Source organism: Pseudomonas chlororaphis subsp. piscium, from assembly GCF_003850345.1.
GTDB classification, from domain to species: domain Bacteria; phylum Pseudomonadota; class Gammaproteobacteria; order Pseudomonadales; family Pseudomonadaceae; genus Aquipseudomonas; species Aquipseudomonas piscium.
Genome location: NZ_CP027707.1, coordinates 505016 through 518346 on the forward strand (window position 1 = coordinate 505016; position 13331 = coordinate 518346).

The 13331-nt window shown below is 62.3% G+C and carries 11 protein-coding genes; 10 read left to right on the forward strand and 1 reads right to left on the reverse strand.

All coding sequences use genetic code 11. The annotated features are described in order from the left end of the window. On the forward strand, window positions 1-783 hold the full coding sequence (locus C4K38_RS02295) for a thermonuclease family protein (RefSeq protein ID WP_053277116.1): 783 nt from the start codon (window positions 1-3) through the stop codon (window positions 781-783). Between the two features lie 184 nt (window positions 784-967). Further along, the gene (locus C4K38_RS02300) at window positions 968-2236 is read left to right on the forward strand and encodes a malic enzyme-like NAD(P)-binding protein (protein WP_053277117.1); all 1269 of its coding nucleotides are present in this window, start codon (window positions 968-970) and stop codon (window positions 2234-2236) included. Between the two features lie 122 nt (window positions 2237-2358). Here C4K38_RS02300 and C4K38_RS02305 read toward each other — a convergent pair whose 3' ends face one another. After that, window positions 2359-4794, reverse strand: coding sequence for a penicillin-binding protein 1A (locus C4K38_RS02305; RefSeq protein WP_164487031.1), 2436 nt, complete (start codon window positions 4792-4794; stop codon window positions 2359-2361). A gap of 216 nt (window positions 4795-5010) precedes the next feature. Here C4K38_RS02305 and C4K38_RS02310 point away from each other — a divergent pair, with 216 nt between their 5' ends. From C4K38_RS02310 to C4K38_RS02345, 8 genes are all read left to right on the forward strand, one after another. Beyond that, window positions 5011-6063, forward strand: coding sequence for a pilus assembly protein PilM (locus C4K38_RS02310; RefSeq protein ID WP_053277119.1), 1053 nt, complete (start codon window positions 5011-5013; stop codon window positions 6061-6063). Continuing rightward, on the forward strand, window positions 6063-6629 hold the full coding sequence (locus tag C4K38_RS02315; protein WP_053277120.1) for a PilN domain-containing protein: 567 nt from the start codon (window positions 6063-6065) through the stop codon (window positions 6627-6629). Before C4K38_RS02310 ends, C4K38_RS02315 begins: the two co-directional genes overlap by 1 nt. Beyond that, the gene (locus C4K38_RS02320; RefSeq protein ID WP_053277121.1) at window positions 6626-7243 is read left to right on the forward strand and encodes a type IV pilus inner membrane component PilO; all 618 of its coding nucleotides are present in this window, start codon (window positions 6626-6628) and stop codon (window positions 7241-7243) included. The genes C4K38_RS02315 and C4K38_RS02320 overlap by 4 nt, the downstream gene beginning before the upstream one ends. Then, window positions 7240-7767, forward strand: coding sequence for a pilus assembly protein PilP (locus C4K38_RS02325; RefSeq protein WP_053277122.1), 528 nt, complete (start codon window positions 7240-7242; stop codon window positions 7765-7767). Before C4K38_RS02320 ends, C4K38_RS02325 begins: the two co-directional genes overlap by 4 nt. A 13-nt stretch (window positions 7768-7780) precedes the next feature. Continuing rightward, window positions 7781-9853, forward strand: a complete 2073-nt coding sequence (locus tag C4K38_RS02330) for a type IV pilus secretin PilQ (RefSeq protein WP_053277123.1) — start codon at window positions 7781-7783, stop codon at window positions 9851-9853. A gap of 4 nt (window positions 9854-9857) precedes the next feature. Continuing rightward, on the forward strand, window positions 9858-10376 hold the full coding sequence (aroK, locus tag C4K38_RS02335; RefSeq protein ID WP_009041824.1) for a shikimate kinase AroK: 519 nt from the start codon (window positions 9858-9860) through the stop codon (window positions 10374-10376). 148 nt (window positions 10377-10524) lie between these two features. Then, complete coding sequence (gene aroB / locus C4K38_RS02340; protein WP_053277124.1) at window positions 10525-11625, forward strand: 3-dehydroquinate synthase; 1101 nt, start codon at window positions 10525-10527, stop codon at window positions 11623-11625. Between the two features lie 10 nt (window positions 11626-11635). Continuing rightward, window positions 11636-13225, forward strand: coding sequence for an SPOR domain-containing protein (locus C4K38_RS02345; protein ID WP_053277125.1), 1590 nt, complete (start codon window positions 11636-11638; stop codon window positions 13223-13225). The last annotated feature ends 106 nt before the right edge of the window (window positions 13226-13331 follow it).

The following is a 13331-nucleotide window of genomic DNA, read 5'->3' on the forward strand; positions in this document are numbered from 1 at the left end:
ATGAAAAAGGCGTCCCTTGCGGGCGCCTTTTTTATGTCCGCGATTTGGCTCTCCAGTGCCCAGGCATTCTGCCCGGCGCCGGTTGGGCTGGCCTCCGTACAGGTCCAGCGGGTGGTCGATGGCGATACCTTGCGCCTCACCGATGGGCGCAGCGTGCGCATGATCGGCCTCAATGCGCCGGAACTGGGTAAAAAAGGTCGCACCGACGAGCCCTTCGCGGTTGCCGCCCGCCAGCGCCTGCAGGCACTGGTGAAGGCCAGCAACGGTCGGGTCGGCCTGCTCCCGGGTCGGGAAAGCAAAGATCACTATGGGCGAACCCTGGCCCATGTCTATGGCGCCGATGGCGCCAACCTTGAAGCGCAATTGCTTGCCGAAGGCTTGGGATACCAGGTGGCGGTAGCACCGAACGTCGATTTGTTCAGCTGCCAGCAAGCCGCCGAGCGTAGCGCTCGGCAGGCCCGGCTGGGGCTGTGGCGGCAATCGTCTGTACTGAAAGCGGATCAGATAAAGGCGTCCGGATTTGCGCTGCTCAGTGGCCGGGTGAGCAAGGTGCAACGCAATCGGGGCGGCGTCTGGATCGAATTGCAGGATTCGGTTGTATTGCGCATTGCACCCAATCTGCTTGACCAATTCGATGTTGCGCAGCTGGATCGCCTGCCGGGGCAGCAGATCGAGGCGCGCGGCTGGGTGCTCGACCGTTCACGCAAGGGTGGCTTGAAATCAGGTCAGGCGCGCTGGATGTTGCCGTTGACCCATCCCGGAATGTTCCAGCTGGTTCAATAAATAAAAAATTGTAGACATTTTTTATTTCGATTGTGAACAGTCTATCCCTTGTGTTCCGTGGCTCTTGGCCCAAAGTCGTAGCCTACGGGCCTTGACAGGGGTGACCGGTCAGTCTTGTGAGGACTTTGCGACACGAGTATCCTCGGCGGTCCGTCTGTCCAACAGTAAAAAGCGGAATGCCCACATGTCTGATTTGAAAACTGCCGCTCTCGAATATCACGCCAATCCCCGTCCAGGGAAACTGAGTGTCGAGCTCACCAAGGCCACCGCTACCGCCCGCGACCTGTCGCTGGCCTACAGCCCCGGCGTAGCCGAACCAGTACGCGAAATCGCCCGCGATCCTGAACTGGCCTACAAATACACCGGCAAGGGCAACCTGGTTGCAGTCATTTCCGATGGCACCGCGATTCTCGGCCTGGGTAACCTCGGCCCGCTGGCTTCCAAGCCGGTGATGGAAGGCAAGGGTGTGCTGTTCAAGCGCTTCGCCGGCATCGACGTATTCGACATCGAAGTCGACTCCGAAAGCCCGCAAGCCTTCATCGACACCGTCAAGCGCATCTCCATCACCTTCGGTGGCATCAACCTGGAAGACATCAAGGCGCCAGAGTGCTTCGAGATCGAGCGCGCCCTGATCGAGCAGTGCGACATTCCGGTATTCCACGATGACCAGCACGGCACCGCTATCGTGACCGCGGCCGGCATGATCAACGCCCTGGAAATCGCTGGCAAAACCCTGTCGGACGCGAAGATCGTCTGCCTGGGCGCCGGCGCCGCCGCCATCTCCTGCATGAAGCTGCTGGTGAGCATGGGCGCGCGGATCGAAAACATCTTCATGGTCGACCGTACCGGCGTGATCCACTCCGGCCGCGATGACCTGAACCAGTACAAGGCGGTCTTCGCCCACACCACCGACAAGCGCACCCTGGCTGACGCCCTGAAAGGCGCGGACGTGTTCGTTGGCCTGTCCGGCCCGAACCTGCTGAGCGCCGAGGGCCTGAGCTCCATGGCCGCCAACCCGATCGTGTTCGCCTGCTCGAACCCTGATCCGGAAATCGCCCCGGAACTGGCGCACGCCACCCGTAGCGACGTGATCATGGCCACCGGCCGTTCGGACTACCCGAACCAGGTCAACAACGTGCTGGGCTTCCCGTTCATCTTCCGTGGTGCCCTGGACGTTCGCGCCAAGCGCATCAACGAAGAAATGAAAGTGGCCGCGGCCAACGCCCTGCGCGAACTGGCCAAGCTGCCGGTGCCTCAGGAAGTGTGCGACGCCTACGGCGGCATCAAGCTGGAGTTCGGCCGTGAGTACATCATTCCGAAGCCAATGGATGCTCGTCTGATCACCGTGATCTCCGACGCTGTGGCCAAGGCCGCGATCGAGACCGGCGTGGCGACCCTGCCGTATCCGAAGAACTACCCGCTGAAAAGCGTGGATGACGTGTTCAACGGCTAAGCCGAAGACGCGTTGAACAAAAAAGCCCCGGCTCGCGAGAGCCGGGGCTTTTTTGTGGGTATTGCCGTAGATCGGAGTGATCCGACTTGCCCGCGATTGGCTGCGCTGCGGTTATCAGGCGGTCAGAACAGATCGATCGGCGCCGACTCGTCCGCCGGCAGTGGGCTGCCAGGGGCGTAGCCATTGCCCAGTTCGTTGACCGAAGGCGGTGTGTCTTCGCTCTTGAACAGTTCGAAGTAGGCGTTCGGCGTGCCCGGTGTCGCGGCGCGGCCGCTGACCGGATCGACCCGCAGGCTGAGAATGCCTTCCGGCTCGGCCTGGGTATGGGCCGGCTTGTCCTTGAGGGCGGCGCCCATGTAGTTCATCCAGATCGGCAGGGCCACGGTGCCGCCGTACTCGCGGCGGCCCAGGCTTTCCGGCTGGTCGAAACCGGTCCAGACCGTGGTCACGTAGTCGGCGTTGTAACCGGAGAACCAGGCGTCCTTGGATTCGTTGGTGGTCCCGGTCTTGCCGGCCAGGTCGGTGCGGCCCAGGGCCAGGGCGCGTCGCCCGGTACCGAGCTTGATCACGTCTTCCAGCATGCTGTTGAGGATGTAGGTGGTGCGGCCGTCGATGATGCGTTCGGCCACCGCGGGCGCCTGCACAGGGGCCTGGCTCGGGGTTTCGCCAGGGACGCTGTTCACCGTGAAGCTCTGTTCTGTCGGTGCCGCGATCCCGCTGCTGGCCGTGTCGCCAACCGGTACGCTCGGCGGGTTGGCGGTGAACAGGGTTTCGCCGTTGCGGCTCTCGATCTTGTCGATGATGTACGGAGTGACCTTGTAGCCGCCGTTGGCGAACACGCTCCAGCCGGTGGCGATTTCCATCGGGGTCAGGGTCGCGGTGCCCAGGGCCAGCGACAGGTTGCGCGGCAGGTCCTGTTTGTTGAAGCCGAACTTGCTGATGTAGTCGATGGTGCGGTCCACGCCCAGGCTTTGCAGGAGGCGGATCGAAACCAGGTTGCGCGACTTGTACAGCGCCTCGCGCATGCGGATCGGGCCGAGGAAGGTGTTGGTGTCGTTTTTCGGACGCCAGACCTTGTCCAGGTACTCGTCGACGAACACGATCGGTGCATCGTTCACCAGGCTGGCGGCGGTGTAGCCATTGTCCAGCGCGGCGCTATAGACGAATGGCTTGAAGCTGGAGCCGGGTTGGCGCTTGGCCTGCAGTGCCCGGTTGTAGTTGCTTTGCTCGAAGGCGAAACCGCCCACCAGCGAGCGAATGGCGCCGTTTTGCGGGTCGAGGGACACCAGCGCGCCCTGAACGACCGGGATCTGGCGGAACTTGAGCGAGTCGTCCGCCTGGCGCTGCACGCGAATCAGGTCGCCGACCTGGGCGACATCGCTCGGCTGCTTGGGCGCTGCGCCCATGCTGTTGGTGTTCAGGAACGGGCGCGCCCATTTCATGCTGTCCCAGCCCACATGCTCTTCGCCGGTGCGGGTCAGTACCTGCAGGCCATTCTTGTCGACCTGGGTGACGATCGCCGGCTCCAGGCCGCTGATGCTGCGCTGCTTGGTCAACTCCTGGGCCCAGGCGGCGTGGGTCTTGCCGGGCAGGCGCGATTCGGGGCCGCGGTAGCCGTGGCGCTGGTCGTAGGTGATCAGGCCTTCATGGACGGCGGTGTTGGCCAGTTCCTGCAGATCGCTCGGTACCGTGGTGGTGACGCGGAAACCTTCGGTGTAGGCGTCGCTGCCATAACGACCGACCATCTCGGCGCGGGCCATTTCGGCGATGTAGGGTGCGTTCACTTCCGGCGTCGGTACGTGATAGCTGGCGTTCAGCGGCTCGGCCACGGCAGCCTGGTAATCGGCCTCGCTGATCTTGCCGAGCTTGTACATGCGCCCGAGGATCCAGTCGCGGCGCTCCTTGCTGCGCGCCGGGTTGGCCAGCGGGTTGAAGCGCGACGGGGCCTTGGGCAGGCCGGCGATCATGGCCATCTGCGCCAGGCTGACATCGCGAATCGACTTGCCGTAGTACACCTGGGCCGCGGCCTCGATGCCGTAGGCACGGTTACCCAGGTAGATCTTGTTGACGTACAGCTCGAGGATCTCGTCCTTGGTCAGTTGGCGCTCGATTTGCAGGGCCAGGAGGATCTCGGTGGTCTTGCGCGAGAAGCTGCGTTCGCTGCTCAGGAAGAAGTTCTTTGCCACCTGCATGGTGATGGTGCTGCCGCCGGACTGGATGTGTCCGCTCTTGACCAACTGGGTCGCGGCACGCATCAGGCTGCTGGGATCGACGCCGTAGTGATTGGCGAAATTGTCGTCTTCAGCACTTAGTAACGCATTGATGAAGTTGGGGGGAATGTCGGCGAAACGGATCGGAGTACGGCGCATTTCACCAAATTCTGCGATCAACTTGCCGTCGCTGCTGTACACCCGCAGGGGAATCTGCAACTGGATACTTCTGAGCGCCTCTACCGACGGTAACCCAGGACTAAGATAGAGAAACGCGCCGGAGAGAGCGAGGAGCAGCCCGCAGAACACAGCGACGATGGACCACCCGAAAAACTTCAGCAGACGAATCAAGGCTTTTGGATTTCCAGAGAAAGGAATGAATTAGGCGTCAGGTATTCACAGTCAGGAATCGGCTCACGCAGCAGATAAATCGCGGAAAAATCGCTGGGCATTATAAGCATTTTTCCGTCGAGGGCGTCATTTGCCCGTCTGTCAAGACGTGGTGATTGAACGCAATGGATATTCCAGAGTCCGTAAGTCACGGATAGTCATAGGGAATTGGTAGTGCTAGGACTCTTCAGTAAAAAGGCGAGTTCCCTTCTGGGGATCGATATCAGCTCCACCTCGGTCAAGCTTCTTGAGTTGAGCCGGGTCGGCAACCGCTTTCGGGTCGAGGCCTATGGGGTGGAGTCGTTGCCGGCCAGCGCCGTGGTCGAGAAAAACATCGTCGAACCCGAAGGGGTGGGGCATGCCCTGTCTCGCCTGCTGGCCAGGGTCCGGCCGGGAGCGAAGCACGCGGCGCTGGCGCTGGCCGGTTCGGCGGTGATCAGCAAGGTCATCGAGATGGAGGCCGGACTTTCCGATGACGATCGGGAGAGCCAGCTCAAGGTTGACGCCGACCAGTACATTCCCTATCCGCTGGACGAGGCCTCCATCGATTTCGACGTCCTCGGCTATTCGGCCCGCAATCCCGAACGGGTCGATGTGCTGTTGGCGGCCTGTCGCAAGGAGCACATCGAAGTTCGCGAGGCGGCGCTCGAGTTCGCCGGGCTGACGGCGCGGGTAGTGGACCTGGAAGCCTGCGCGCTGGAGCGCTCATTCGCCCTGGCGGCCGGGTCGCCGGTTGACCGGACCGTGGCGCTGGTCGATATCGGAGCCACCCTGACCACTCTGAGCGTTGTGCATGAAGGGCAGATCATCTATTCCCGCGAGCAGCTGTTTGGCGGGCACCAACTGACCGAGCACATCCAGCGTCGTTACGGGCTGTCGATAGAAGAGGCCGACCTGGCGAAAAAGCAGGGCGGCCTGCCGGACGACTACGTCAGTGAGGTGCTGCAACCCTTTCAGGAGGCGGTCGTACAGCAGGTTTCGCGCTCGTTGCAGTTTCTCCAGGCCTCCGGTCCGCAGCGCCAGGTCGACTCCATCCTGTTGGCGGGCGGCAGCGCCTCGGTTCCGGGGCTTGCGCCATTGATCGAGCAGCGCCTGGGCTTGCCCGTGTTGATCTCCAATCCCTTCGTCGGCATGAGCATCGGCGGCAAGGTCGACGCCGCGGCCCTGGCCAGCGAGGCTCCGTCCCTGATGATCGCCTGTGGCCTGGCCTTGCGGAGTTTCGACTGATGGCGCGGATCAATCTTCTTCCTTGGCGCGAGGCGCGGCGTGAACAGCGGCGTCGCCACTTTCTCCTGGCCCTGGCTGCTGCTGCTGCGGTGGCCCTGGGTGCGCTGTTTGCGGGCGACAGGATCATCGACCGGGCGATCGACAGGCAGCTGGCACGCAACAACCACGTTGGGGCGCAGATCACCTTGCTCGATCAGCGAATCGCCAAGATCGGCGAGCTGAAGCTGCATCGCGAGCAACTGGTGGAGCGGATGAAGATCATCCAGGACCTGCAAGGCAATCGCTCCACCAGCGCGCGGGTGTTCGACCAGTTGGCCCGCACCTTGCCGGACGGGGTGTATTTCACCGATGTGAGGATGAGCGGGCAGATTCTTTCCATCACCGGGGCGGCTGAATCGAACCACCGTGTTTCGGACCTGATGCGCAACCTGGACGCCTCCGACTGGTTCGACGCGCCGAGCTTGACGGAGGTCAAGGCCGCCGGGGCGGACAACGCCGACCAGGTCAATGTGTTTCAGTTGACCGTCCATCAGGCCCGGCCCGCCATGGGCGAGGGCGGGCAATGAGCCTGTCCGGCGGGTGGGTGCAGATGTGCCGGATCGATCTCGGCGAGCTGGAAATGAGCAACATGGGGGCGTGGCCGGCGCTGGTCAAAGGCGTGATCGCGGCGCTGGTCATGCTGCTGGTGCTGACCCTCGGCTACAACCTGTACCTCAAGGATCTGTTGCTACAACTCGACCAGCGTCGTGCAGATGAGGCCGTACTGAAACAGCAGTTCGCCAGCAAGGCGCGCCTGGTGGCCAACCTGGGGCCTTACACCGAACAGATGAAGGCCATGGAAACTGCCTTTGACCTTATGCTGCGCCAGCTGCCCAGCGATACCGAGGTGCCGGGCCTGCTTGAGGACATCAGTCGCACCGGGCTTGGCAGCGGGCTGGAGTTCGAAGAGATCAAGTTGTTGCCGGAGGTGGTCCAGCCGTTTTACGTCGAATTGCCGATCCAGATCACGGTCACCGGCGGCTATCACGAGCTGGCGACTTTCGTCAGCGGCGTGGCCGGCTTGCCGCGAATCGTCACCCTGCATGATTTCGAGATCAAACCGGTCACGCCGGAGGTTGGCTCGAAGCTACGCATGAACATTCTGGCCCGGACTTACCGCTACAAGGTGCCCCGTCCATGAAGCGCCTTCGCGGCTTGCTGCTTGGGCTGATCCTTGTCGGGCTGGCCGGCTGTGGCGGCGATGACGACTTCAGCGATCTGGATGCCTATATGAACGAGGTGCGGTTACGGCCGCCCGGTGAGATTGAACCAATGCCGGCATTCAGGTCTTACCCAACGTTCACTTATAACGCCGCACCCTTGCGCAGCCCGTTTCAGCCGGCGGTCCGGGTGGACCTGGCGGGACGCGGGGCAGGCTTGCCCGGGGTCAAGCCGGATCCGAACCGCAGCAAGCAGTATCTCGAGGGCTTCAGCATCGAGCAGTTCGAGATGGTGGGCACTCTTTCCAACGCCTCCGGCTTCTTTGCGCTGTTGCGCGGTGCCGGTGGCGTGCATCGGCTGAAGGTCGGCGACTACCTGGGCCGAAACGATGGGCGGATTGTCGCGATCAGCGATTCACAGGTCGACGTGGTCGAGATTGTTCCCGATGGAGCGGGAGCGTGGCTGGAGCGACCACGGACCATTCCATTAAAAGAGCATTCATAGTGGAACTCGCATCATGAACAGGATCTTTTCAGCCTTCGGTATTGCGCTATGGATGGCGTTGCTTTCACCGATGGTCATGGCGGCCAGCCTCAAGGCCCTGGATGTCGCGGCACTGCCGGGGGATCGCCTGGAGTTGAAACTCACCTTCGATGGGCCGGTGCCCGAACCGCGGGGTTATACCACCGACCAGCCGGCGCGGATCGCCCTCGATCTGCCGGGTGTCGCCAGCCAGCTGGTGAGCAAGAGCCGCGATCTGGGCAATGGCAATGCGCGCAGCGTGACGGTGGTCGAATCGGGGCAGCGTACCCGGGTGGTGGTCAACCTGGTGGCGTTGGCGCCCTACAGCACCAGGGTTGTCGGTAATCAACTGTTTGTGGTGATCGGCCAGGGGGCGACGGCGGCGCAGAGTGCGCCGGGGCTGCCTGATGTCGCGCCTGGGCGGGCCAAGGCCGCGGCTTCCGCGGGGCGGTCGATTCGCAGCGTGGATTTCCAGCGCGGCGAGCAGGGCGAGGGCAATGTACTGATCGACCTCTCCGATTCGGGAATGAGCCCGGATATACAGGAGCGCGACGGCAAGCTCGTTCTCACCTTCGCCAAGGCTCGCCTGCCAGAGCCCTTGCGGGTCAGGCTCGACGTCAAGGATTTCGCCACCCCGGTGCAGTTCGTCAGTGCCCGGGCGGAGTCCGGCAAGGCCATCATCACCATCGAGCCCGGCGGCACCTTCGATTACTCGACCTACCAGACGGACAACAAGCTCACGGTGAGCGTCAGGCCGATGACTTCGGGCGATCTGCAGAAACGCAACGCCGAGCGCTCGGCCTATAACGGCGAGAAGCTCTCGCTGAACTTCCAGGACATCGAGGTTCGCTCGGTGCTGCAACTGATCGCCGACTTCACCAACCTCAACCTGGTGGCCAGCGATACGGTGCAGGGCGGCATTACCTTGCGCCTGCAGAATGTGCCGTGGGACCAGGCCCTCGATCTGGTGCTCAAGACCAAGGGGCTGGACAAGCGCAAGGTGGGCAATGTGTTGCTGGTGGCGCCGGCCGATGAAATCGCCGCCCGCGAACGCCAGGAACTGGAGTCACAGAAGCAGATCGCCGACCTGGAGCCGCTGCGGCGCGAACTGCTGCAGGTCAACTACGCCAAGGCCGCAGAAATCGCCAAGTTGTTCCAGTCGGTCACCCGCGCCGAGGACAAGTCAGACGAGCGTGGTTCGATTACCGTCGATGAACGGACCAACAACATCATTGCCTACCAGACCCGGGAGCGCCTGGACGAGCTGCGGCGGATTGTCAGCCAGCTGGATATCCCAGTGCGCCAGGTGATGATCGAGGCGCGGATCGTCGAGGCTAACGTCGACTACGACAAAAGTCTGGGCGTGCGCTGGGGAGGTTCGATCCAGAACCAGGGCAACTGGAATGCCTCGGGGGTCAGCAACGGCACCAACGGCTCTTCCACCATAGGTACGCCGGGCAGTACCAGCAGCAATTCACCCTTCGTCGACCTGGGCGCCACCGCCAATACCTCCGGCCTGGGTATCGCCTTCATCACCGACAACGTGTTGCTGGACCTTGAACTGACGGCCATGGAAAAGACCGGTAACGGTGAAATCGTCTCCCAGCCCAAGGTCGTCACGTCCGACAAGGAGACGGCGAAGATCCTCAAGGGTACGGAAATCCCCTATCAGGAAGCCGCTTCCAGTGGGGCGACCTCGGTGTCCTTCAAGGAGGCCTCGCTGTCCCTGGAGGTGACGCCGCAGATCACCCCGGATAACCGCATCATCATGGAGGTCAAGGTCACCAAGGACGAGCCGGACTACCTGAACAAGGTCCAGGACGTGCCGCCGATCAAGAAAAACGAGGTCAACGCCAAGGTCCTGATCAACGACGGAGAAACCATCGTTATCGGTGGGGTTTTCTCCAATACGCAAAGCAAGGTTGTAGATAAGGTGCCATTTCTCGGCGATGTGCCGTATCTTGGCCGACTTTTCCGGCGTGACGTGGTGTCGGAGAAAAAATCCGAGCTGCTGGTATTTCTCACTCCGCGTATCATGAACAACCAGGCGATTGCTGTGAGTCATTGATTCTGTGCGAAATTTGATTCTTGTTGGGCCAATGGGGGCTGGAAAAAGCACCATTGGTCGCTTGCTGGCCAAAGAGCTGCGTCTGCCATTCAAAGATTCCGATAAGGAAATTGAGTTGCGCACGGGCGCCAATATCCCGTGGATCTTCGATAAGGAAGGCGAACCGGGCTTTCGTGATCGGGAACAGGCCATGATCGCCGAGCTGTGCTCCGCCGATGGCGTGGTCCTGGCGACCGGCGGCGGCGCGGTGATGCGTGAAGCCAACCGTCTGGCGCTGCATGCCGGGGGGCGCGTGGTCTATCTGCATGCCTCGGTGGAGCAGCAGGTCGGTCGTACCGCCCGGGATCGCAATCGACCGCTGCTGCGCACGGCCGATCCGGCGAAGACCCTGCGGGACCTGCTGGCGATTCGCGATCCGCTTTATCGGGAAATCGCCGACCTGGTGGTTGAAACCGATGAGCGGCCACCGCGTATGGTGGTGCTGGACATACTGGACCGCCTGCAGCAACTGCCTCCCCGTTAATGCGCAGCGCGAAATGCGCTATCCTCGGCGCCTTGCCATGATCGCTTGCGGTTGTGGCGCATGGCTATTGCGCGGCGTCAGAAAGCCAGGCGATGCCAGTCGTTAACGTAAGGCAGGACACCAGCTTCCATCTTCACTGTGGGGACACATGCAGACACTTAAGGTCGATCTAGGCGAGCGCAGCTACCCGATTCATATTGGCGAAGGTTTGTTGGACCGGCCCGAGTTGCTGGTTCCCCACATCGCCGGGCGGCAAGTGGCGATCGTTTCCAATGAAACCGTAGCACCGCTGTACCTTGAGCGTCTGAAACGCAGCCTTGCGCAGTTCTCGGTGATCTCGGTGGTTCTGCCCGACGGCGAAGCATTCAAGAACTGGGAAACCCTGCAGCTTATTTTCGATGGCCTGCTGACTGCACGGCACGACCGCCGGACCACGATCATCGCCCTCGGTGGCGGTGTGATCGGCGACATGGCCGGTTTTGCCGCGGCCTGCTATCAGCGCGGTGTCGATTTCATCCAGATTCCTACCACCTTGCTGTCCCAGGTCGATTCGTCGGTGGGTGGCAAGACCGGTATCAACCATCCGCTGGGCAAGAACATGGTCGGCGCTTTCTATCAGCCCAACGTGGTGCTGATCGATACCGCCTCGCTCAATACCCTGCCGGCTCGCGAGCTGTCGGCTGGCCTGGCGGAAGTCATCAAGTACGGTCTGATCTGCGACGAACCCTTCCTTACCTGGCTCGAAGACAACGTCGACCGCTTGCGAGCCCTGGACCAGCAGGCGCTGACCTATGCCATCGAGCGCTCCTGCGCGGCCAAGGCGGCCGTGGTTGGCGCCGACGAACGTGAGTCCGGCGTACGCGCCACGCTGAACCTGGGGCATACCTTCGGCCACGCCATCGAAACCCACATGGGCTATGGTGTCTGGCTGCATGGTGAAGCGGTCGCTGCTGGCACCGTAATGGCGCTGGAGATGTCCGCACGCCTTGGCTGGATCACCGCCGAGGAGCGTGACCGCGGTATTCGCCTGTTCCAGCGCGCGGGCTTGCCGGTCATTCCACCTGAGGAAATGACCGAAGCGGATTTTCTCGAACACATGGCAATTGACAAGAAAGTGATCGATGGTCGTTTGCGTCTGGTGCTGTTGCGCCGCATGGGCGAAGCCGTAGTGACCGACGATTATCCGAAAGAGGTTTTACAGGCCACGCTGGGAGCGGATTACCGCGCCCTGGCTCAGCTTAAAGGTTAATAAGATTCCCATGACTAGTTTGCATGCCGACGAGGCCTTCCTCGGCCATTATCAGTTGAGCCATGACCCTTTCGCTCCACGGGTGCCCGGCTTCAAGTTTTTCCCCGCCCAGCGCAAGCCGGTGCTGGGGCAACTGCACCATCTGGCACGCTACAGCCAGCTGTTGCTGGTGGTGACCGGCCCGCAGGGCAGCGGCAAGACGCTGCTGCGTCAGGCGCTGGTCGCCAGCACCAACAAACAGTCGGTACAGAGCGTGGTGGTTTCCGCCCGTGGTGCCGGCGACGCGGCAGGCGTGCTGCGGCAGGTGGCCCAGGCGCTGAACGTCGAGCAGGCCGAGATCGGCCCGATCCTGGCGCAAGTGGTGCAACTGGCCCTGACCGGCCAGGAAGTCTATCTGCTGGTGGATGACGCCGAGCAGCTCGATGAGTCGGCGCTCGAAGCGCTGCTGGCGCTCGCCGCCGGCGCACCGGAAGGTCGTCCGCACGTGTTCCTGTTCGGCGAGTCGTCGCTGATTGCCGGTCTGGAGCTGCTGAGCGCGGAAGAAGAGCGCTTCCATGTCATCGAACTGCAGCCCTACACCGAAGAAGAAACCCGTGAATACCTGGCGCAGCGTCTCGAAGGCGCAGGGCGCGGTATCGAACTTTTCTCCGCGGATCAGATCAGTGATATTCACGAAGGCTCCGATGGCTGGCCTGGCAACATCAACCAGGTCGCCCGGGATGCAATGATCGAAGCCATGATTGCCAGCCGCTCAGCGGTCAAGCGTCCAAGTATGGGGTTCAATATGCCGAAGAAACACGTATTGGCGATATCCGCAGTCGTAGTGGTAGCCGTTGCCGCTGCCTGGCTGATGCCGGGTCGCAGCAAGGCGCCAAGTACTGCTGGTGCGCCAGCCAACGAACAGGCTCAGCTGCCACTGGGCCAGACGCCGCAACCGAACAGCAATGGCAGCCCGGCTGTCGAGTTCGCCGGTTCTTCCCAGCCAATGCCGCTGCCATTGGTCGGTCAGTCGCAACCGGTGATGCGCGGCCCTCTGGCTGAAGCGGCCGGCGGGATCACCGAGGGTGACGATGGCGTGCCGGTGGAAGGCTCCAGCGCCACGCCGCCGACCGTGACCACCATCGCGCCACCAGCGGGCGTGCCGGCCGGCCCGGCGCCGACCCCTGAGGTTCGTCCGACCCCGGCTCCGACCCAGGTCGCTGCCGCCAAGCCGGCTCCGGTGGTCAAGCCTGCTCCTGCTCCGGTCAGCAAGCCGGCTGCACCGGCCGCCAAGCCAGCCGAGAAGCCTGTCACCGTGGCCAAGGCCGCCACCGGCGGTAGCTGGTACGCCGGTCAGGCGCCAGGTAACTACGTCGTGCAGATCCTTGGCACCAGTTCCGAAGCCACAGCGCAGAACTTCGTCAAGGAGCAGGGCGCTCAGTACCGTTATTTCAAGAAAGTCCTCAACGGCAAACCGCTGTATGTGATCACTTATGGCAGCTTCAGCAGCCGTGATGCAGCCGTTACCGCTATCAAGGCCTTGCCAGCGAAGGTTCAGGCTGGTAAACCTTGGCCTCGCACTGTCGCCAGCGTCCAACAGGAACTGGCAGCAACTCGCTGAAGATTCGGCGGCCTTACCCAGGCCGCCTCTCCCAGCACCTCAAAAAAATCCGCATGCGCATGCTGCCTTCAAGGCCGCGTGCCTTGTGGTGTCTGCGTCACAGTAG